The following is a 23,072-nucleotide window of genomic DNA, read 5'->3' as shown; positions in this document are numbered from 1 at the left end:
ACCACCTGATCCCATCCCGAACTCAGCAGTGAAACGATGCATCGCCGATGGTAGTGTGGGGTTTCCCCATGTGAGAGTAGGTCATCGTCAAGATTGAATTCCAAAACCCCTGTCTGCTAACGCAGACAGGGGTTTTGTCGTTCTGGGCTCGCTAAATGTTCAGAAACGTACGCGCAGCCAAGTGTTGAGCCAACCGAGATGGCTTCTGTAAAGCGCCTGTACAGCAAACTCGGGTGAGGACATGAACGCGAACAACTGCCATCACAAAAAGACTGAGCCGGCGCTCTGGCACACCGTTCGGCGGGTATCTGGCAGAAATGCCGACCATTTCCTACAAACGCCTAAGTTTTCTCCGGTTTGTGCCGACAGCCTGATGAGACATGCGTGCACCAAAGTAGAGCGGCCCCAGAGCCCTGCCTGCGTTGTTACATGGAATGTTGCAACCCGGAACGCATCCCCACTTTTTGCATAAGAAGTCCCATGAAATGAATCTCAAATTCAGCCATAAAATCCTTCTGGCCGCCTCCGGCGTCGTGGTGCTGGCGTTTGCGTTGTTCACTTTGTACAACGACTATCTGCAGCGAAACACCATCCGTCAAAACCTTGAATCGAGCGTCGAGCAGGCCGGCGATCTGACCGCCAGCAGCGTGCAGAACTGGATGAGCGGCCGCGTGCTGGTGCTGGAAAACCTCGCGCAAAACGTCGCCCATCAAGGCGCCAATGCCGACCTCCCGGGGCTGGTCAATCAACCGGCCCTGACCTCGAACTTCCAGTTCACCTACGTGGGCCAGACCAACGGCGTGTTCACTCAGCGCCCGGACGCGAAGATGCCTGACGGTTACGATCCGCGTCAGCGTCCCTGGTACAAACAGGCCGTAGCTGCCGACAAGATCATGCTGACCCCGCCTTACATGGCCGCCGTCGGTGGCCTGGTGGTGACCATCGCCCTGCCGGTGAAAAAGAACGGTGAGTTGCTTGGCGTGGTCGGTGGTGACCTGAGCCTGGAAACGCTGGTGAAGATCATCAACTCGGTGGACTTCGGTGGCATCGGCCACGCATTCCTGGTCAGCGCCGACGGTCAGGTGATCGTCAGCCCGGACAAGGACCAGGTGATGAAAAACCTGAAGGACATCTACCCGAACGCCGGGGTGCGCATCGAGAAGGGCAATCAGGAAGTCACCCTGAACAAGCAGGACCGTATCCTTTCGTTCACGCCGGTCAGTGGTTTGCCGAATGCTGAGTGGTACATCGGTCTGTCGATTGACAAGGACAAGGCCTACGCCCCACTCAGCCAGTTCCGCACTTCTGCGCTGATTGCAATGTTCATCGCCGTGACGGCCATTGCAGTGCTGCTGAGCCTGCTGATCAACGTGCTGATGCGTCCGCTGACCACCATGGGCCGTGCGATGCAGGACATCGCTCAAGGTGAGGGCGACCTGACCCGACGTCTGGCCGTGGAAAGCAAAGATGAATTCGGTGAGCTGGGCAGTGCGTTCAATCAGTTCGTGGAGCGAATTCACGCGTCGATTTCCGAAGTGTCGTCGGCCACCCGCCAGGTTCACGACCTGTCGCAACGGGTGATGGCTTCGTCCAACGCCTCGATCGTCGGCTCCGACGAGCAAAGCGCCCGCACCAACAGTGTGGCTGCGGCGATCAACCAGTTGGGCGCCGCCACCCAGGAAATCGCCCGCAACGCCGCCGATGCTTCCCAGCACGCCAGCGGCGCGAGCGAGCAAGCCGATGACGGTCGTCAGGTGGTGGAGAAAACCATTCTGGCGATGACCGAGTTGTCGCAGAAAATCAGCCTGTCCTGCACGCAGATCGAAACACTGAACGCCAGCACCGACAACATCGGGCACATTCTGGATGTGATCAAAGGTATCTCCCAGCAGACCAACTTGCTCGCGCTCAACGCCGCTATCGAAGCGGCCCGCGCTGGTGAAGCCGGTCGTGGTTTTGCGGTGGTGGCGGACGAGGTGCGTAACCTCGCTCACCGTACTCAGGAATCGGCGGAGGAGATCCACAAGATGATCACCTCGCTGCAGATCGGTTCTCGCGAAGCGGTGACCACCATGAACGCCAGTCAGGTCTCCAGCGAGCAGAGCGTCGAAGTGGCGAATCAGGCCGGTCTGCGTCTGGTCAGCGTGACCCAGCGCATTGGCGAAATCGACGGCATGAACCAGTCCGTGGCCGCGGCGACCGAAGAGCAGACGGCGGTCGTGGAAACCCTCAACGTCGACGTTAACCAGATCAACTTGCTGAACCAGCAGAGCGTGGCCAACCTCAATGAAACGTTGAAGGATTGCGATGCGTTGTCCCTGCAGGCGAACCGGTTGAAGCAGTTGGTCGACAGCTTCAAAATCTGATTCATGTCGGTTGGACCGCGTTATCGTTCTTCGCGAGCAAGCCCGCTCCCACATTCAACCGCGTTTCTTCAGTAGAAATCCGGTCAACTTGTGGGAGCGGGCTTGCTCGCGAAAGCGGTGGATGATCACCGCCAAACCAAAGCCTTACGCAAACAGCTTCAACACATTGTTCATCGAGTCATCGGCAAAGCCCTGCACGAAATCCGTGAACCCCGCCAATGCCTCCGCGCCGCCCTGTGCGGGTTCGGCGATGATGGTCCAGGTCGCTCGGGATTTTCCCGTGCCCAGCGGTTCAACACTCATCGCCGCCCACAAATTGGCCACGCCCAATGTGTTGTAAATCGTGGTCCAGGTCATGTTCAGCGCCTGGTCATCCCGGGAGTTGAGTTGCTCGACCACCAGGTTGCCGTCCTTGAAGAATTTCTTGCGCAGGGACGACACGCCTTCGCCGGTCATCTCAATGTGCGACAGCGCCGGAATGAATTGATCGAAGCCGGCAAAGTTACCGACCACTGCCCAGACCTTCTTGGCATCGGCTGGCACTTCCACCGAGGACACTACGTGGCAGCCTTGAGGATTTTTGATCAGGGTATCGGGTTGTAGGGTTTTCATGGTTTTGCTCCGGTTGAGTGAATCAGATGAAGTTGATTTCTTTGAGGTAGTCGCAGCCGCGACGCAGTAGCGCCGGGGATTTTTCCGGGTAATGCGCGCCCATCTGCCGCACGCCCGCTTGGGCGTTGGCGTGGCCGATCATTGAGATGTCGCCGATGTCTTCCTCGAAGCCGTTGAGGTAGAAACCGAGCACGCCGAACAACGCGTTGTCGCTGTCGACCCGACCCAGTTGCTGCTGCCAGTCGGCGACGCTGACCATGGAAAACTCCCGACCCGCCTCACGGAATGACGCGACGTAGTTGTCCCAGCTCAGAGGTTCGGGGTTGTGCAGGTTGAACACCGCTTTTTCGGCTGAATAACGGCTGGCATGGAAGGCGATGAACCGGGCGAGGAAGTCCACCGGCATCAGGTCGAAATTCAGCGCGAACTCCGGCACCTGGCCGAGCTGGATCGAGCCTTTGAGCATCAGCATTAAGCGATTCTTGTGAGGCTGGCAGACACCGGTGAGGCTGTTGAAACTGATGTTGCCGGGGCGATAAAGATTGACCCGTACGCCACGTTCGCGAGCCCGTTCGAGGATCCGCTCACCGACCCATTTGGACAGGTTGTAGCCGTTCTTGATGTAGATCGGTGGGGTCTGCGCGGCGGGCAATTCCAGCACCCGGCCATCGTCGGAAATCGTGCTGGAGGCCGAGAGCGTCGAGACGAAATTGAAGATCTTTTTGCTGCGCCCTTCGCACAACCGAAGGCACTCGAAAATCGGCTCGACGTTGTCTCGCGCCAGCGACTCGTAATCGAGTACGTGATTGACGTTGGCGGCGTTGTGCACCAATGCGCCGAACTGCCGATCCAGTCGCTCGTAAACATCCGCTTCGAGCCCCAATGACGGACGGGTAATGTCCGCCGCATAGACCCGCACCCGGCTCAGGTCCAGATGCTCCAGACGGTTTTCTCGCAACGCATGGGCAAACCGCTCGGCCGCCGATTGCCCACCGCCATCGCGCACCAGGCAGGCGACTTCGCTGGCGCCCCAGGCGAGCAATGCTTCAACGATGTGCACGCCGACAAAGCTGTTGGCGCCGGTAACGATCACCTTGTGCACATCGCCCATGCGGTTGACTGGCAACGGCTGGATATCCAGTTCGCGGAAGGCATCGGCCAAGGCCTTTTCGCTCAACACCTCTTCGGTGCCGGAGCCGCGCACCAAGGTCGCCAACTTGGCGATGGTCGGCAATTCGATGAAGCGGTTGATCGAGATGCTGCGACCAAATTCTTCACGCAAACGTAAAAGCATGCGCGACAGCAAGATCGAGTGGCCGCCCAGATTGAAGAAACTTTCGTCAGTGGAAATATCGCTGGCGGGCAGCTCCAGCAGCTCGGCCCAGATCTCCAGCAGCAGTGCCTCGTCGGCACTGACGGGCAAGCGCCGCAGCGTGTTTTCGGCCACATTCACGGGCATTGCCAGCAGCGCCTTGCGGTCGACCTTGCCGTTGCTGGCGAACGGCATGCTCGGCAGTTCGGTCCAGGCGGTGGGCTGCATGTAATCCGGTAGAAATTGCATCGCATGAGCCTTCAGCGCTTCGCGAGCGGTGCCGGGTTGATCCTCCTGAGGCTGCGCGAGGAAGGCCAGAATCCGTCGATGACTGTCGATGACCACGGCCACCTGGCGGTACAACTGACTGTCGCGCAAGCAGCGTTCGATCTCTTCCGGCTCGACGCGAAAGCCGCGAATCTTCACCTGATTGTCGCGCCGTCCGCACAGCTCGATGCCATCGCGGGTCCACTTCGCCATGTCGCCGGTGCGGTAGGCGCGCAGGCTCTGGCCATTGGGCAGGTTCAGGTTCAGATAACGTTCGGCGGTCTGCTGCGGGTTGTTCAGGTAGCCCAGGCATACGCCCGGCCCGACGATGTACAACTCACCGACGGTTTGCTCGGCCACCGGTTGAAAATCCTCATCGAGAATCAGCACCTGACTGTTGGCGATAGGTGCGCCTAGAGTGCGGTTACTGTCGCCGGTGCGCAGTTGCCGCGCGGTAATCAATACCGTCGCTTCGGTAGGGCCATAGAGGTTGTAGAGGTTGCCCTGACGGGTGAGTTGCTCGATGACGTAGGGTTCGCAGACATCGCCGCCGGTCATCACGTGATCGAGGCATTGCAGTTGATCCAGCGGCAGGATGCTCAACAACGCTGGCGGCAAAAAGGCATGGCTCAGTTGTTGATGGCGGATCAGTTCGACCAGTTGCAACGGATCGCGGCGCTGATCGTCGCCGGGCACGATCAGTTCGGCGCCCTGGAGCAGGGTCGGGAAAATATCGATCAGCGACGAGTCGAAACTCAACGACGAAAATTGCAGCACCCGACTGTGCTCGCTCAGTTGCACATAGTCGGCGTACCACGCGGTGAAGTGCGCGAGGTTGGCCTGGCTGAGCAACACGCCTTTGGGATGGCCGGTGGTGCCCGAGGTATAGAGCGCCATGCACGGCGCCTCTGGATCGGGTCGTTGGCGCATCAAGGGTTGATCGAGATCCACATCGCCAATGTCGATGCTGCTGATGTCGAGTCCCGGCATTTGCGCCGCGAGCGGATGTTCACCGTCATGCAGCAGCAATACTGCCCCGGCGTTTTCCAGAATGTACTGCTGACGTTGCAGCGGATGGCTCGGCTCCAGCGGCAGGTACACCGCGCCACTGCCAAGAATCGCCAGAATCCCCGCATACAACGCGCTGCATTTTGGCAGGCAGATCCCGATCACCAACGGCCCCTGATGCTCGGCGAGCAACGGCTGCAAACGCTGCTGGATGGCGCGGCTGTGGGCGTGCAAATGTCGATAGCTCAGGGACGCGCCGGCAATGTTCAGCGCGGGTCGTTCGGCACACTGGATGAAGCGCTGCTCAAGTCGCTCGATCATCGGGATTTGACTGCGCTTCAGCAGCGCGGGCGCCGCCGTGAGGTTGAGCCGATGGAAAAATGCCAGGCTCTCCAGATAGAGCAGGTTTTCCACGTGCTCGAAGCGAGCGGGAGCCGCAGGATCGGCCAGCAGGAAGTAGTCGGCATCGCGAGAGAACCGGCTGACCAACAGCGCCACGTGATCGACCAGTTCTGCCACTGCCCGCAGGCGCAATGCCTGGCCGTTGCCCGAAGGTTCGTCGGTGATCGGCACGCGAGTGAACAGCGTGGAACCGTAGGTACACAGCAAGTCCAGCGGCGGCAGGCCAGAAACTCCAGGTACACCGATACCCAGTTGCAGCGTCAGTCGCGGTGTATTGCCGATGTCTTGAACAGGCAGGCTGGCGTCGTCGATCAGCAAATCAACGTTACCCAGCGGCTGCTCGTCGACGGTCGTCAGCCGCACCAGAGAATGACCGTGTTGTTCAAGTTCCAGCGCCAGGTCGGTCAGGGCCTGGCTTTGTCCAATGAGCAGAATGTCGAGACGTCTCATGATGGGCTCCTCGTTAAACCAGGTAATCGCTGAGGGCGTCTTGCACGCACGGCGAATCGAGCAGCGAACTGCTGCGGAAAAACCGCACGATGTTGGCGACCAGCGGGTGATGGCGATTGATCGGGAAGGCCAGCCCCGACACTTCGCTCTTGAGGGCGTGGCGTGCGGCGTCGCTGATCTGCAAGGACTCGATCAGGCGAAAGTCGAACGACTTCTGGATGTCATTGGTCAGGTAATGGCCGATGAACACCGGCAGGATGTGCGCGATGGATTGGCGGTCTTCCTCGCTCGCGGTGTGCCAGTAGATGCGCACCAGCCGCGCCCAGAACCCGGAGTGGCGACCTTCGTCGAGCAAGTGGTCGGCCATCAGGCCCTTGATCGACTGCTTGACCGTGTCGTCCTTGGCGAACGCCGCGACATCGCCGGTCACAGTGTTCTCGGCGATGGCCACGCAAATCAATTCCACGGCGCTGCGCAAGTGTTCCGGCGCGAGCGCCACGGCCGCTGGAATGGCTCGGCTGAGTTCGATTTCGTCCGGCAGTTCGATGGGCGTGATGCCGGTCATGGCGACGGTCTGTTGCATGAAATCCATGGCCACCAGCGCGTGGTAATCCTCGTCCACCACCACGGTCATGGCGTCATAGCGACAGGCGAACGGGAAGGCCACGGCGAAGCGGTTCTTGGCGATGCTGCGGGCCGTCTTGTCGACGATTTCGGTTTCGAAAATCACCACGTCGTTGATGAATTTGTAGAGCGTCTGCACCAGCGCAAAGTCGCGCTGCTCCGGGCATTCACGCAGGAAGGTTTCGCTCAGCACCAACGGTTGGCGGCTCAGCGGGTAGATCAGTTTGTCGTCGTTCTCCAGCACTCGCCGGGGACGGGTACGGATGGTCGCGCGGCTTTCCCAGGCGTCGGCGAAGGATTGGTAGTCGGCGGCGTTCATGCGTTCACCTCGGCAACCGGTTCGCTCATGCTCAGGCGCAGGCCGTCCCACAAGGCGATGCGGCTTTCCACTGCAGCGATGGCGCTGGCGTAGACGTCTTCTTCGCGTTGCGGATCGCCATCGACCAGCCGGGCGAGGAGTTTTTCAGCGGCGGGGCCGTGGTCTTCGGAATCGACTTCGATGTGCCGTTCGAGGTAGTAACGAAAGGTCGGCGCCTGTTCGATGCCGATGCCCCAGTCATCAAGAATTCGCTGGAACATCTGCGGGATGACGCTCTCGCGACCATGCAGGAATGCCGCCGCAACGCTGTGCCCCGGCGCATGCAGGGCGGTGTGCAACGTGTTGCGCACGAACTGCGCTGCCGCCGGGTCGACGTCCACGCTTTGCAGCGCCACGTCGTAACTCACGCCTTCTTTTTGCAGCGCGACGAAGCGTTCGACCACCGCCGTGCTGGCGCCGACTTCGCGCATGGCATCCAGGTACAACTCGAAATGGCTGTAGTGACCCTGGGCTGGGCGATCATCGGACTCTTCACCCAGCACAATTTCATTGATCAGCCGCGCCGCTTGCGGGTCTCTTGGCGGTAACCAGGGAAGCTGCACGCAGGTGAGCTCCTGTTGCAGACGTTTGGTCAGCGACATGAAATCCCACACCGCAAAGACATGGGTTTCCATGAAACGTTGAAGCACCGACAGCGAATGAATTTCGGAGAAGATCGGATGTGCACTAAGTTCTGCTTTCTTCTGGTGGAGACGGTCTTTAGTCGGTTTCATGGGCGAGCCTCTAAGTGAGTTGGATATACCGTTGCGGTTTAATGAATAAGCGATCGTTAGTTAAAGCTTTCTGCTGGCGAGCAGAGGCCTCAAGCGAATTGATATGGGTAAGTTGCTATGCGTCGTTAAGTGACGGCCTGACGCCTGTATTCAAGGCGGCGGAGAAAAACTAATACATGAATAAAGTGTCGGGCAAGTTATTTTTATATTATTTGAAAGTTCAGCTTTATCGCGCGCGACAAGTTCCAATAAAACTTTTAATTTTAGTTTTATTTGGATGTAGTTACTCCTTCCGGCTTATATAAGTCAGAATTAAAATGAAGAGTGAATGCCTCACTCGAAGTAACTTTCTAACTGAGTCATTGAAGTGAAATAGGGGGGCGGAAGTTGACTGGGATCAACGTCGGTTCTTCCTTTCCCGTGGCAAGACTCCTTCCGTAGGTTCTTGGTGCGGGGACTGCTCCGCTCGTGCGGTGCGTCGCCCGTTCATTGTTCGTTGGCAGGCCAAGAGTGAGCGTAAATCACGACAGCCGCCATCACCGGCGCGTCATCGACTCTGAGTCATTGTTGGTCTTGAGAGGGGTAAATCGAGGGCAGAGCTTTGGAGAGGGGCGTCGCGCAGCGCGGCAAGCGAGAACGAGCAGTTCAATCTGCTCGCTCAGGTTTACCGACGTGGGTTACTTGGAGGTTTTCTTGTTCAGCGCTTCGGGGCTGTTGAGGTAGCGTGTGATGACTTCGACACCCCGGTTGAGGTGATGTTCGAGCAACTTCACCGCGCGCTCGACGTCTCGGTTTTCGACGGCCAGCAAGAGCGCCCGGTGGTCTTCCTGGGACAGTTTGCCCAGGCCCATGGCTTCCAGGTTGAAGCGCAGGAAGCGCTCCTCTTCGTTCAATCCGTCTTCCACCAGTCTCAATAGCCGTTGGTTAGGCGCCTTGCAATACAGCGCCATGTGGAAGAGCCGATTGAGTCGGCCGATTTCGGTGTAGTCGTTTTGCGTTTCCAGTTCGTCGATGTAGCGGGCAGCCTGTTCGAGATCCTCATCAACGAGTAACGGGATCGACAGGCGCAACGCTTCGGATTCCAGCAGGATCCGCAGCGCATAGGTTTCCACGGCATCGCCCTGAACCAGCGGTGCGACCACTGCACCTTTATGGGCGATGACGTTGAGCAGCGCCTGGGCTTCGAGCTGGCGCAAGGCTTCGCGCACCGGCATGCGGCTGACACCGAAAAGATCGGCCAAATCTTGCTGACGCAGGGCGGTGCCGCAGGGAATGCGACCGTCGAGAATGGCCGAACGCAGCGTTTCTTCGATCACCGAGCGTGCCAAGTGAGCGGGAATCGGCCCGTTGACCTTGATGCTGTTCAGAGGATTGGGCTTCTGTGTCACAACTACGCACCCTGTTTGAGTGAAATAAATTTGGATCCAAGGGGACACTAGTGACTGCCTGACAGGTTGTCAAACGGACAAAATATCGCCCTGACGTGGCCCCGATGTTTTTTATTGCACCTGCCATACAAAGTTTAGCGCGCCAGCAGTGATCTCACCGTGCCATTGTCTTTTACCGGGCTAACCTGCACCATCGACCCATTTCCACTTGCCTGATCTGGATGCCTCGCATTGGCGGTACGTTTCGCGATCCCTCGGACTTTGCGCTGGCTGTGCTGCGCGTTGCTGCTGGCCGGCGTTATGCTGGGCGGGCTGCATGCCGATTGGGATTTTTCGCTGATCAGCCGTCGCGCGCAGGCATTGTACGGGCCATTGGGCGAAGGACAGCCACGCATTGATGCCTGGCAGCACTTATTGGTCACGCAAAAGCAAGTTGGCGAGCTCGAACAGCTTAAAGTGGTCAATCAATTCTTCAACAAACAGATGCGTTACGAGGAAGACATCGACCTGTGGCACGAGGTCGATTATTGGGAAACACCCATCGAGGCTCTTTGGAAGGGCGCCGGCGATTGCGAAGACTACGCGATCGCCAAGTATTTCAGCCTGCGTCATCTCGGCGTCGCCAGTGACAAGCTGCGTATTACTTACGTCAAGGCCTTGCGCCTGAATCGGGCGCACATGGTGTTGACCTACTACTCAAGCCCCGAGGCCATGCCGCTGGTACTCGACAGCCTGATCGATGCGATCAAACCGGCCAGCCAGCGAACCGATTTGCTGCCGGTCTACTCTTTTAATGCCGAAGGGTTGTGGTTGCCGGGCGCCAAGGGCAACAAGAAGGTCGGTGACACCAAGCGCCTGTCTCGTTGGCAGGATGTGTTGAAGAAAATGCAGGCCGAAGGTTTCCCGGTCGAGACGACTAACTAGGAGCACGCGCTCAGATGTCTTTGTTCAAACAGCTGTTGATCGCTATCTGTCTATTCCTGGTGATCGCCTTCACCGGTAGCTTCGTGGTCAGCCTGGAAAGCTCGCGCACCCAATACGTCAACCAGCTGCGCTCCCACGCCCAGGATGCCGCGACGGCATTGGCGCTGTCCCTGACACCGAACATCGACGACCCGGCGATGGTCGAGTTGCTGGTCAGTTCGATCTTCGACAGCGGTTATTACGCGAGCATCCGCGTGGTCGATCTCAAGACCGATCAGACGCTCGTCGAGCGCAGCGGCATTCCAGCGGTGAACAACGTGCCGGACTGGTTCGTCAAAATGATCGGGCTGGAAGCAGCCGGTGGTGATGCCCTCGTCAGCCGTGGCTGGGAGCAGGCGGCGCGGGTCGAGGTGGTCAGCCACCCGATGTTCGCGTTGGCCAAGCTCTGGCAGAGCGCGCTGGGCAGTCTTGGCTGGTTGCTGATCTGCGGTGCGGTGAGCGCGGTGCTGGGCGCGCTGTTGTTGCGCCGGCAACTGAAGCCGCTGGATTACATGGTCAAGCAATCTCACGCCATCGCTCGCCGCGAATTCCTCAGCCTGCCGCAACTGCCGCGCACGCCGGAACTGCGGCGTGTCGTGCAGGCCATGAACCAGATGGTCGAGAAACTTAAGGCGCTGTTCCAGGAACAGGCCGAGCGCAGTGAAAAACTGCGGGCCGAGTCCTATCAGGACAACCTGACAGGGCTGGCCAACCGTCGTTATTTCGAGATGCAATTGAATGCCCGAGTGAGCAATCCGGAGCAGGCGAGTTCCGGTTATTTGCTGCTATTGCGGGTCAGTGACCTGGCTGGATTGAACCAGCGGTTGGGCGGTCAACGCACTGACCAGTTGTTGAAAGCGGTTGGCGAGCAGTTGTCCCGAGAGTGCGCCAAATACCCGGAAACCCTGAATCTTGTGACGCGGATTCGCGGCGGTGAGTTTGCCGTGTTGGCGCCGGGGCTCGTGCGCGAAGAAGCGCTGCAACTGGCGCAAAACCTCGACAGTGCCTTGGCGAGCCTGCACGCGACGGGCGCCACCGATGTGGCCTCGGTGGCCTCGATCGGGCTGGCGCCGTTTGTGTATGGCGACTCCCCGCAAGCGGTGCTCGGGTTGGGCGATCAGGCGTTGGCTCAGGCGGAAGGCCAGGGCGATTCGAGCTGGGTTTGCCTGGATCACAGCGCCTCGGCCAGCGTCGGCGATGATCATCATGCCTGGCATAAATTGCTGGATCAGGCGTTGAATCAGCGGCGTTTCGAGCTGTATTTCCAGCCGGTGGTGGCCGCCCAGGACACGCAGTTGGTGCTGCATTACAAGGTGCTGTCGCGTTTGATCGACGACGAGGGCCAGACCATTCCCGCCGGGCGCTTCCTGCCGTGGCTCGAGCGCTTTGGCTGGACCGCGCGGCTTGATCGGCTGATGCTGGAGCTGGTGCTTGAGCAGATGGCCGGCCATGTAGAATCGCTGGCGCTGAACCTGTCTTCGGCGACGTTGGCCGATCCGCAGGCGTTGAATAAAGTCTTTGAGATCCTGCGTCAGCATTCGGATCTCGGGGAGCGATTGACCCTGGAAATCGGTGAGGAACAGTTGCCGGAGCAAGCCGTGCTGGAAGAGCTGACGCGACGTCTGCACGAACTCGGGTTCTCCCTGAGCCTGCAACGCTTTGGCGGGCGCTTCAGCATGATCGGCAACCTGGCGCGGCTTGGGTTGGCGTATTTGAAGATCGACGGCAGTTACATCCGGGCGATTGATCAGGAGAGCGACAAGCGCCTGTTCATCGAGGCGATTCAACGGGCCGCGCACAGCATCGATTTGCCGTTGATTGCCGAGCGGGTCGAGACGGAAGGGGAGTTGATGGTGATTCGTGAGATGGGGTTGTATGGGGTTCAGGGGCAATTGTTTGGTGAGCCGAAGCCTTGGCAGTAAGGCTTTATAGCTGAATCGTCAATCAGTCCGCCTTCGCGAGCAAGCCCGCTCCCACATTGGTTATGCGTTGTACCGCAATGGTGCGTACAACCGAATCCCCTGTGGGAGCGGGCTTGCTCGCGAAGGCGTCCGAACAGACAACAACAATGGGGCCTTAGATCAACCCCGTCTCATCATCATCGATCAATTGACTCAACCCGCCCAACGCCTCACGGGCCTGGGTCCGGTCCATCAGCTTGGCTTGTGCGGCCGGCGGCAGGTCGGTGACGCGGATCACGCCTTTGCTGGTCAGCACCTGGATCAAGTCGTCGAGTACCCGGATCATTTCCAGGTCGCTCTGTTTGAGCTGTTTGAGGCTGGTTTCCACCACTTCGTGGGCATACCAGTCCTGGATTTCATGGTGATCGGCCGGCAGCGTTTCCGTGGCCTCGGCGTAGGCCGTGGCTTCCACGCGCACTAACTGACCTTGCGCATCGCGTTGCACGTAGAACATTGAACATCCCTCGGAAATGGACCCGCATCATGCTTTCAGCAGCATAGGCCAACTGGACGCGAGTATGCGGTGCGGCGACGAAATCGTCACCGGGGTGTTGGGCGCAAACGTGACGGCCACCCCATAAGGGTGGCCGTTTTTCGTTGGATCAGCTGTTGTTGTGATCGATTTTGATGGTCGGGTCACTGCCGGCAATCAACGAGTTGATGCTGGCGCTGGACCAGTTGTTGCCGTCCAGTTTGATCGTCACATCGGGTTGCGCCGCTGCAGCGTCGGCGCCGTTGAACTTGCCGCCAGAGCTGACTTGCAGGGACGAAACGCCGTCCACGGTAGTGATCTTCAGGAAGTTGTCGATGGTGCTGCCGGTTTCCCCCTGCAGCAGATCGCGCAAGTCGATGCGATCACCCTCGCTGGCCTTGAAGTCCTTGATCACATCGCTGCCAGTGTCACCGGCCTTCCAGACGAAGGTGTCGGCACCTGAGCCGCCGATCAGAAGATCGTTGCCCTGACCGCCCATCAGCGAATCGTTACCGCTGCCACCGAGCAGGATGTCATTACCCTTGCCGGCGTCTAGGAGGTCGTTGCCACCCTGGCCGAAGAGTATGTCATTGCCGGTACCGCCCAGCAGTGAATCATTACCGTCATGCGCCCCGGACACATCGAACGCGGTGTAGTGCTCGGTGATGAACTGGTGCACGTTGCTGGTGGTGACTTTGCTGACGTCCACGCCGGTTTGCTGGGCGACGAACGCCTGCATCGCCTGATAACCCTCACCGGCAATGCCGTTGAAACTCACCAGGTCGCCGAACAGGATGTCGTTGCCGTCACCGCCATTGACCGTGTCGGAACCTGGTTGCGTCGCTTCGGTGTGACCGATGATCGAGTTGGCCAAGTTACTCGGATCAATGTTGGTTTGCGGCGTATGGTCCGAGTCGTACGGGCTCAAGTCGGCAAGGGTGACGCCCTTGTTCAGACCAATGGCTTCAACGTTGGACACATTGCTCAGCAGCGCGAAGCTGGAGGCGGAATTGTCGACAATCGTCTGATCACTGCCGCTGCCCGTCGTGTAGGACAACTCGTAAGTACCGTCGCCTTGAGCGTGTACGGTTCCCACGTCACTGGCTTTCCAGCTCTTGGAGCCGTTTAAGGTGTACAGCGTCGCATTCCCTTCACTGTCGATGGTCAGTTTGTGAGTACTGTCGATTGTCGTGGAGAAGGTATCTCCCGGCTTGTAATTGCTGGTTTTCACCACGTCATCGAGCTTCACGTTGCCGTACAGCGTCGGGTTGGTCTGTTCGCCACTCTGGTAGTAGTTCGGCTGGCCGTCGGTGATGAAGTACGTGAGGTTCTTCGCCCCGGTGTTGGCCACGGCGTCAGCGCTCTGGAACCAATTGGCCGTGGTTTTGAATACATCTTCGTAGTTGGTCACACCGCCGGACGACATCGAGTCCAGTACCGATTTGAGCGCGGTCAGGGCGTTCGGATCGTTCAGGTTGACCGATACCGACTTGTTGACCTGGGTATCGAAGTCCACCAGGAAGATGTTCACGGTGCCCGAGTTGCCGCCCATGCTCTGCTTGAGGGTGTTGAACACCGAGGTCAGCGAGTCCTTGGCTGAGTTGATCGACGACGAGCTCATACTGCCCGAGCTGTCGACCATGAACGCAATGTTGTAATTGGTGCCCGGCACCACGGTCAGCCCGCCGATGTCGGCGACCATGATGTCGTTGCCGCTGGTGCCGGTGATGGTGTCATCAGCCGCTGTGGCGGTGACGGCGTTGTAGACCGCCGGATTGATCGTGATCGGAATCTGTATCGAACTGGTGGCCGAATCCCCCTGGCTTTCGGTCGAGACTGCCGTAACGGTCAGCGTGTTGGTACCGGTGGCGTACGGTGCCGGCGTGTAGCTCAACTTGCTCACATCCCACCCGCTGAGGTCGACAACAGCGTTACCGGTCGTGCCTGTGAAGGTGTGCGTGCCGTCGGTCAGGGTCGCACCTGCCGGGATGCCGCCGATGGTGGTGATGGTCTGGGTTTCAGAACCATCAGTGTCCGGCGACGTCACCTTCAAGCCCAACGCAATGCTGCTGTTTTCGGCCACCTGAGTCGTGGTGGCGGTCACGATCGGTGCATCTGCGACCGCGGTCACGTTGATTTCCAGGGTGGTGTGTGAACCGGTGCTGGTGGTGTAGGTCACCGTCGGAACCTGGCCGCTCCAGTTGCTGACCGGGGTGAAGGTGTAAGCCCCGTTTGCCGCAAGCACCAAGGTGCCGATGTTGGCGATGGTCGCCGTGGCGCCTGCCGTGTACTCGGTGCCACCCACCGTGAACCTGGCCACGCTCAGGACGTTATCCACATCGCGGTCGTTAGTCAGTACGTTACCGGTAGCGATCTTGTCCTCGAGAACTGTGTTGATGTCGGCAGTCAGCACACTCGGGTCATCAACCGGGGTAACGCTGATGTTCAAGGTCGAGGTGACGTTGCTGCCCGAACCGTCGGTGACGGTGTAGCTGACCGTCGGCACTGTGCCGTTGTAGTTGGCGCTCGGAGTGAAGGTGTACGCACCGCTCGCCCCGATGACCAGGGTGCCGACGTTGGCGATGGTCGCCGTGGCGCCTGCTGCGTAAGTAGTCCCGCCGATGGTGAAGTTGACCACGCTGACCGGGCCGTCGACGCTGCTCGTGCCGGAGAGGACGCTGCCGGTAATGGCGGTGTCTTCCAGGGTGGAGATCGTTTCGCTGGCGTCGATGAAGTTGTCGTTGACCGGGGTGACGCTGATGTTCAGCGTCGAGGTCACGTTGCTGCCCGAACCGTCGGTGACGGTGTAGCTGACCGTCGGCACGCTGCCGTTGTAGTCGGCGGCCGGTGTGAAGGTGTAAGCCCCGTTTGCCCCGATCACCAGGGTGCCGACGTTGGCGATATTCGCGGTGCTGCCTGCCACATAAGTGGTCGCACCGACGGTGAAGTTGACCACGCTGACCGGGCCGTCGACGCTCGAAGTACCCGCCAACACATTGCCGGTGGCCAAGGTGTCTTCGTTGACCGTAACGGTTTCACTGGCATCGATGAAGTTGTCGTTGACCGGGGTGACGCTGATGTTCAGGGTCGAGCTGACGTTGCTGCCGGAACCGTCGGTGACGGTGTAGCTGACCGTCGGCACCGTGCCGTTGTAGTCGGCGGCCGGCGTGAAGGTGTACGCCCCGTTCGCCCCGATGACCAGGGTACCGACGTTGGCGATAGTCGCCGTGGCGCCTGCCACATAAGTGGTCGCACCGACGGTGAAGTTGACCACGCTGACCGGGCCGTCGACGCTGCTGGTGCCGGTGAGAACGCTGCCGGTAATGGCGGTGTCTTCCAGGGTGGAGATCGTTTCGCTGGCGTCGATGAAGTTGTCGTTGACCGGGGTGACGCTGATGTTCAGCGTCGAGCTGACGTTGCTGCCCGAACCATCGGTGACGGTGTAGCTGACCGTCGGCACCGTGCCGTTGTAGTCGGCGGCCGGCGTGAAGGTGTAAGCCCCGTTCGCCCCGATGACCAGGGTGCCGACGTTGGCGATGGTCGCCGTGGCGCCTGCTGCGTAAGTGGTCGCACCGACGGTGAAGTTGACCACGCTGACCGGGCCGTCGACGCTGTTGGTGCCGGTGAGGACGCTGCCGGTCACCAGGGCGTCTTCGTTAACGGTGACGGTTTCGCTGGCGTCGGTGAAGCTGTCGTCGACCGGGGTGACGCTGATGTTCAAGGTCGAGGTGACATTACTGCCCGAACCATCGGTGACGGTGTAGCTGACCGTCGGCACCGTGCCGTTGTAGTCGGCGGCCGGGGTGAAGGTGTAGACGCCATTGGCGCCAAGCTCCAGTGTGCCGACGTTGGCGAGCGTCGCGGTTTCACCGGCCTGGTACTGGGTACCGCCAACCGTGAAATTGAGCACGCTGACCGGGCCGTCGACGCTGTTGGTGCCGGTGAGGACGCTGCCGGTCACCAGGGCGTCTTCGTTAACGGTGATAGTTTCGCTGGCGTCGGTGAAGTTGTCGTTCACCGGGGTGACGCTGATGTTCAGGGTCGAGGTGACGTCAGATCCAGAACCGTCGGTGACGGTGTAGCTGATCGTCGGCACCGTGCCGTTGTAGTCGGCGGCCGGGGTGAAGGTGTACGTACCGCTTGCCCCGATCACCAGGGTGCCGACGTTGGCGATATTCGCCGTGGCGCCTGCTGCGTAAGTAGTCCCGCCAATGGTGAAGTTGACCACGCTGACCGGGCCGTCGACGCTCGAAGTACCCGCCAACACGTTACCGGTAGCCAAGGTGTCTTCGTTAACGGTAATGGTTTCGCTTGCGTCGGTGAAGTTGTCGTTCACCGGGGTGACGCTGATGTTCAGGCTCGAGGTAACGTTGCTGCCCGAACCGTCGGTGACGGTGTAGCTGACCGTCGGCACCGTGCCGTTGTAGTCGGCGACCGGCGTGAAGGTGTACGCACCGTTCGCCCCGATCACTAGGGTGCCGACGTTGGCGATGGTCGCGGTGCTGCCGGCGGCGTAGGTGGTTTCGCCGACCGTGAAATTGAGCACGCTGACCGGGCCGTCGACGCTGTTGGTGCCGGTGAGGACGCTGCCGGTCACCAGGGCGTCTTCGTTAACGGTGATGGTTTCGCTGGCGTCGGTGAAGTTGTCGTTCACCGGGGTGACGCTGATGTTCAGGGTCGAGGTGACGTCAGATCCAGAACCGTCGGTGACGGTGTAGCTGATCGTCGGCACCGTGCCGTTGTAGTTGGCCGCCGGAGTGAAGGTGTACGTACCGCTTGCCCCGATCACCAGGGTGCCGACGTTGGCGATATTCGCCGTGGCGCCTGCTGCGTAAGTAGTCCCGCCAATGGTGAAGTTGACCACGCTGACCGGGCCGTCGACGCTCGAAGTACCCGCCAACACGTTGCCGGTAGCCAAGGTGTCTTCGTTAACGGTAATGGTTTCGCTTGCGTCGGTGAAGTTGTCGTTCACCGGGGTGACGGTGATGTTCAGCGTCGAAGTAACGTTGCTACCCGAACCGTCGGTGACGGTGTAGCTGACCGTCGGCACCGTGCCGTTGTAGTCGGCGGCAGGGGTGAAGGTGTACGCACCGCTCGCCCCGATCACCAGGGTGCCGACGTTGGCGATGGTCGCCGTGCTGCCTGCCACATAAGTGGTCGTACCGACGGTGAAGTTGACCACGCTGACCGCGCCGTCGACGCTCGAAGTACCCGCCAACACATTGCCGGTGGCCAGGGTGTCTTCGTTAACCGTAACGGTTTCGCTGATATCGGTGAAGCTGTCGTCGACTGGGGTGACGCTGATATTCAGCGTCGAGCTGACATTGCTGCCGGAACCATCGGTGACGGTGTAGCTGACCGTCGGCACCGTGCCGTTGTAGTCGGCGGCCGGGGTGAAGGTGTACGCCCCGTTCGCCCCGATGACCAGGGTGCCGACGTTGGCGATGGTCGCCGTGCTGCCTGCCACGTAAGTGGTCGCGCCGACGGTGAAGTTGACCACGCTGACCGGGCCATCGACGCTTGAAGTACCCGCCAACACGTTGCCGGTGGCCAAGGTGTCTTCGTTAACGGTGACGGTTTCGCTGACGTCGGTGAAGTTGTCGTTGACCGGGGTGACGCTGATGTTCAGGGTCGAGGTAACGTTGCTGCCCGAACCGTCGGTGACGGTGTAGCTGACCGTCGGCACCGTGCCGTTGTAGTCGGCGGCCGGGGTGAAGGTGTAAGCCCCGTTCACCCCGATGACCAGGGTACCGACGTTGGCAATGGTCGCCGTGCTGCCTGCCACATAAGTGGTCGTACTGACGGTGAAGTTGACCACGCTGACCGGGCCGTCGACGCTCGAAGTACCCGCCAACACATTGCCGGTGGCCAAGGTGTCTTCGTTAACGGTGACGGTTTCGCTGGCGTCGATGAAGTTGTCGTTGACCGGGGTGACGCTGATGTTCAGGGTCGAGCTGACGTTGCTGCCCGAACCATCGGTGACGGTGTAGCTGACCGTCGGCACCGTGCCGTTGTAGTCGGCGGCCGGCGTGAAGGTGTAAGCCCCGTTCGCCCCGATGACTAGGGTGCCGACGTTGGCGATAGTCGCCGTGGCGCCTGCCACATAAGTGGTCGCACCGACGGTGAAGTTGACCACGCTGACCGGACCGTCGACGCTCAAAGTGCCCGACAGTACGCTGCCGGTAGCCACGGAGTCTTCGTTAACGGTGACGGTTTCGCTGGCGTCGGTGAAGTTGTCGTTCATCGGCGTAACACTGATGTTCAGGGTACTGCTCGAGCCGGTGTTGGTGGTGTATGTCACCTGTGGAACGTTGCCATTCCAGTCGGCAGCCGGCTGGAAGGTGTAGTCGCCGTTGCTGGCGATGATCAGCGTTCCGACACCGCTAATGGTCGCGGTCTGGCCCGCCGTGAAGCTGCCGTTGACCCCGGTCACGTTGAAGCTGGTGACGCTCAGGACGTTATCGACATCGCTGTCGTTGCCCAGCACGTTGCCGGTCGCGTTGTGGTCTTCGTCGACGGTGATCTTGTCCGCCTGCAGCACGCTTGCGTCATCGACGGCACCTACATGCACCACCAACGGCAGCGAGGTGCTGGCGCTTGGGGCATCGCCGTCTTTGGCGGTGGCCGTCACGGTCAGCGGGATGTCGCCATTGAAGTTCGTCGGCGGTGTCAGCTTGAGTGTGGACAGGTTCCAACCAGTAATGTCCACCGACGTCGAGCCGTCGGCAGCATTGAAGGTGTGGGTGCCGTCGGTGAGCCTGGAACCCGTCGGCAAGCCGTTCAGGGTGAGAGTGAGTGTTTCCGAACCATCGACGTCGTTGGTGTGGGCCTGGATGGTCGACAACAGGATCGCGTGGTCTTCAAGGCCCGAGTTGAGCACCTGGGTGACATCGATGTTGTCCAGCACGCCGCCCAGGCTATTTCTGTCCCCGGCGCGGAACTCGAGTTTCTGGTTGCCATCGGCAGTGACCGGAATGTCGAAACTGTAGTGCTGCATGCCGGTGGTCGTGGTGTTCAAGGTGCCAATGAGTTGGCCGCCCCAGTACACATTGATGTGCGAATTCACCACACCTGCACGCGGTGCATAGTCGAACGACACGTTATAGGTGCTGCCGGCCTTGGCATCGATAGTGGTGTAGAGGTTGCTCGCATCGCCGGCGTTGCGCTCCAGTTCAATGACCTGGTTATCGCCCCCGGCACCATAGACGCTGGCCTTGCCGATTTCGACCATGCCACCGCTGTTGTCAGTGTGCCAAACGCCGTTGCCGAGCTGGCTGACATTGACGTCGCCAACGGCACCGTTCAGAGCGACTTCCTGGAAGTCGGTCGAGACGACCGTACCGCCACCCGTCAGTGACAGGCTTGGGGTATCGGTTATTGGCGCGACGACAATGGTGCCGGTTGCCGAAGACGCAGAGGGCATGCCCTGGTTATCGGTCGAGGTGTAGGTGAATTGGGTGGTGCCACTCCAGTCGCCGGTAGGCTTGAAGTAAACCGTAGCGCCGTTGGCGGTTGCGGAGATGACACTGCTGGCGGTCAACGCGATGGTCCCGGCAGCGTCAGCGTAAAACACACCGTTGGCCGGCAGGCTGGTCAGGTTGAAGTGCTCGACAGTGCCGTCGATGTCATTGCCGCCAAGTTGCACGGCGATCAACTGATCTTCATTACCAGTGACCGAGGTAGTGCTGACGGTCGGAGCGTCGTTGACCGAGTTGACCGTGATGTCCAGCGTGCTGATGGAATTGGTGTTGGTGGTGTAGCTGATCTGCGGAGCGGTGCCATTCCAGTTCGCCGTTGGGGTGAAACTGTAATCGCCGTTGGCGGCGATAGTCACTGTGCCGATGCCGGCGATCGTTGCGACTTGACCGGCGGTGAAGGAGCCGGTGACGCCTTGTACGGTGAATGTCGCGACACTCAGAGCATTGTCGACATCGCTGTCATTGCCGAGCACGTTACCGGTTGCAACGTGGTCTTCATCGACAGTGTTGGTATCCGCAGTCAGGACGCTTTGGTCGTCGACCGGGGTAACACTGATGTTCAGGGTCGAAGTGACATTGCTGCCGGAACCGTCGGTGACGGTGTAGCTGACCGTCGGCACCGTGCCGTTGTAGTTGGTTGCCGGGGTGAAGGTGTAGGCGCCGTTCGTTCCGATCACCAAGGTGCCGACGTTGGCGATAGTCGCCGTGCTGCCGGCGGCGTAGGTGGTTTCGCCGATGGTGAAGTTGACCACGCTGACCGGGCCGTCGACGCTGCTGGTGCCGGTGAGCACGCTGCCGTTGACCGGAGCGTCTTCGCTGGTGGTCACGGTTTCGCTGGCATCGGTGAAGCTGTCATCAACCGGGGTGACGCTGATGGTGAGGGTCGAGGTGACGTCAGAACCAGAGCCGTCGGTGACGGTGTAGCTGACCGTCGGCACCGTGCCGTTGTAGTTGGCCGCCGGAGTGAAGGTGTACGCCCCGTTCGTTCCGATCACCAGGGTGCCGATGTTGGCGATAGTCGCGGTTTCACCGGCCTGGTACTGAGTACCGCCGACCGTGAAATTAACTACGCTGACCGGGCCGTCGACGCTCGACGTATCGGTAAGCACGCTGCCGGTCACTGGGGCGTCTTCGGAGGTGGTCACGGTTTCGCTGATGTCGGTGAAGCTGTCGTCGACCGGGGTGACGCTGATATTCAAGGTCGAAGTGACGTCAGCGCCGGAACCGTCGGTGACGGTGTAGCTGACCGTCGGCACCGTGCCGTTGTAGTTGGCCGCCGGAGTGAAGGTGTACGCCCCGTTCGTTCCAATGGTCAGGGTGCCGACATTGGCGAGGGTCGCGGTGTCACCGGCCTGGTACTGAGTACCGCCGACCGTGAAATTAACTACGCTGACCGGGCCGTCGACGCTGCTGGTGCCGGTGAGCACGCTGCCGTTGACCGGAGCGTCTTCGGAGGTGGTCACGGTTTCGCTGATGTCGGTGAAGCTGTCATCAACCGGGGTGACGCTGATGTTGAGGGTCGAGGTGACGTCAGAACCGGAACCGTCGGTGACGGTGTAGCTGACCGTCGGCACCGTGCCGTTGTAGTTGGCCGCCGGGGTGAAGGTGTAGGCACCATTGGCCGCAAGCACCAGGGTGCCGACGTTGGCGATAGTGGCGGTGTCACCGGCCTGGTACTGAGTACCGCCGACCGTGAAATTGACCACGCTGACCGGGCCGTCGACGCTCGACGTCCCGGTGAGGACGCTGCCGGTCACCAGAGCGTCTTCGCTGGTGGTCACGGTTTCGCTGATGTCGGTGAAGCTGTCGTCGACCGGCGTGACGCTGATGTTCAGGGTCGAGGTGACGTCAGAACCGGAGCCGTCAGTGACGGTGTAGCTGACCGTTGGCACGCTGCCGTTGTAGTTGGCCGCCGGGGTAAAGGTGTACGCCCCGTTCGTTCCGATCACCAGGGTGCCGACGTTGGCGATAGTGGCGGTGCTGCCGGCGGCGTAGGTGGTTTCGCCGACCGTGAAATTGAGCACGCTGACCGGGCCGTCGACGCTGCTGGTGCCGGTGAGCACGCTGCCGTTGACCGGAGCGTCTTCGGAGGTGGTCACGGTTTCGCTGATGTCGGTGAAGCTGTCGTCGACCGGGGTGACGCTGATGTTGAGGGTCGAGGTGACGTCAGAACCGGAGCCGTCGGTGACGGTGTAGCTGACCGTCGGCACCGTGCCGTTGTAGTTGGCCGCCGGGGTAAAGGTGTACGCCCCGTTCGTTCCGATCACCAGGGTGCCGACATTGGCGATAGTCGCGGTGTCACCGGCCTGGTATTGAGTACCGCCGACCGTGAAATTAACTACGCTGACCGGGCCGTCGACGCTCGACGTCCCGGTGAGGACGCTGCCGGTCACCAGAGCGTCTTCGCTGGTGGTCACGGTTTCGCTGGCATCGGTGAAGCTGTCATCAACCGGGGTGACGCTGATGTTCAGGGTCGAGGTGACGTCAGAACCAGAGCCGTCGGTGACGGTGTAGCTGACCGTCGGCACCGTGCCGTTGTAGTTGGCCGCCGGGGTAAAGGTGTAGGCGCCGTTCGTTCCGATCACCAGGGTGCCGACGTTGGCGATAGTGGCGGTGCTGCCGGCGGCGTAGGTGGTTTCGCCGACCGTGAAATTGAGCACGCTGACCGGGCCGTCGA

The 23,072-nt window shown here is 60.2% G+C and carries 10 protein-coding genes, 1 rRNA gene and 1 pseudogene; 4 read left to right on the top strand and 8 right to left on the bottom strand.

The window, feature by feature from the left end:
- Window positions 1-93, top strand: a 5S ribosomal RNA gene (gene rrf / locus DFS28_RS30240); the annotation flags it as partial.
- A gap of 72 nt (window positions 94-165) precedes the next feature.
- On the opposite strand, the pseudogene DFS28_RS31015 reads toward rrf, so the two are convergent.
- A pseudogene (locus DFS28_RS31015) lies at window positions 166-243 on the bottom strand (RNA polymerase subunit sigma); the annotation flags it as partial.
- A 242-nt stretch (window positions 244-485) separates the two neighbouring features.
- Between DFS28_RS31015 and DFS28_RS30230 the strand changes: the two are divergent.
- The gene (locus tag DFS28_RS30230; RefSeq protein ID WP_111452697.1) at window positions 486-2,366 is read left to right on the top strand and encodes a methyl-accepting chemotaxis protein; all 1,881 of its coding nucleotides are present in this window, start codon (window positions 486-488) and stop codon (window positions 2,364-2,366) included.
- A 144-nt stretch (window positions 2,367-2,510) separates the two neighbouring features.
- On the opposite strand, the gene DFS28_RS30225 is transcribed toward DFS28_RS30230, so the two are convergent.
- From DFS28_RS30225 to DFS28_RS30205, 5 genes are all read right to left on the bottom strand, one after another.
- Window positions 2,511-2,978, bottom strand: coding sequence for an SRPBCC family protein (locus DFS28_RS30225; RefSeq protein WP_111452696.1), 468 nt, complete (start codon window positions 2,976-2,978; stop codon window positions 2,511-2,513).
- Between the two features lie 22 nt (window positions 2,979-3,000).
- A complete protein-coding gene (locus DFS28_RS30220; RefSeq protein WP_111452695.1) occupies window positions 3,001-6,417 on the bottom strand; it encodes a non-ribosomal peptide synthetase in 3,417 nt (1,138 codons plus the stop codon).
- A 13-nt stretch (window positions 6,418-6,430) separates the two neighbouring features.
- Entirely contained in the window at window positions 6,431-7,360 is a 930-nt protein-coding gene (locus tag DFS28_RS30215; RefSeq protein ID WP_111452694.1) for a diiron oxygenase, read from the bottom strand.
- Entirely contained in the window at window positions 7,357-8,133 is a 777-nt protein-coding gene (locus DFS28_RS30210) for a DUF3050 domain-containing protein (protein WP_111452693.1), read from the bottom strand. Before DFS28_RS30210 ends, DFS28_RS30215 begins: the two co-directional genes overlap by 4 nt.
- 677 nt (window positions 8,134-8,810) lie before the next feature.
- On the bottom strand, window positions 8,811-9,521 hold the full coding sequence (locus DFS28_RS30205; RefSeq protein WP_111452692.1) for a GntR family transcriptional regulator: 711 nt from the start codon (window positions 9,519-9,521) through the stop codon (window positions 8,811-8,813).
- A gap of 231 nt (window positions 9,522-9,752) precedes the next feature.
- Between DFS28_RS30205 and lapG the strand changes: the two genes are divergently transcribed.
- The gene (gene lapG, locus DFS28_RS30200) at window positions 9,753-10,445 is read left to right on the top strand and encodes a cysteine protease LapG (RefSeq protein ID WP_033056174.1); all 693 of its coding nucleotides are present in this window, start codon (window positions 9,753-9,755) and stop codon (window positions 10,443-10,445) included.
- Window positions 10,446-10,459: 14 nt separating this feature from the next.
- The gene (gene lapD / locus DFS28_RS30195) at window positions 10,460-12,406 is read left to right on the top strand and encodes a cyclic di-GMP receptor LapD (protein WP_111452691.1); all 1,947 of its coding nucleotides are present in this window, start codon (window positions 10,460-10,462) and stop codon (window positions 12,404-12,406) included.
- Between the two features lie 154 nt (window positions 12,407-12,560).
- On the opposite strand, the gene DFS28_RS30190 is transcribed toward lapD, so the two are convergent.
- Window positions 12,561-12,899, bottom strand: a complete 339-nt coding sequence (locus tag DFS28_RS30190) for a tryptophan synthase subunit beta (RefSeq protein ID WP_111452690.1) — start codon at window positions 12,897-12,899, stop codon at window positions 12,561-12,563.
- Between the two features lie 148 nt (window positions 12,900-13,047).
- Window positions 13,048-23,055 carry a tandem-95 repeat protein gene (locus DFS28_RS30185; protein ID WP_218281374.1) on the bottom strand — a complete coding sequence of 3,336 codons (10,008 nt, stop codon included), beginning with the start codon at window positions 23,053-23,055 and terminating at the stop codon, window positions 13,048-13,050.
- Window positions 23,056-23,072: the final 17 nt, after the last annotated feature.

The organism is Pseudomonas sp. 478, assembly GCF_003254125.1.
Taxonomy (GTDB): domain Bacteria; phylum Pseudomonadota; class Gammaproteobacteria; order Pseudomonadales; family Pseudomonadaceae; genus Aquipseudomonas.
This window is presented reverse-complemented; position numbering and strand designations above follow the sequence as displayed.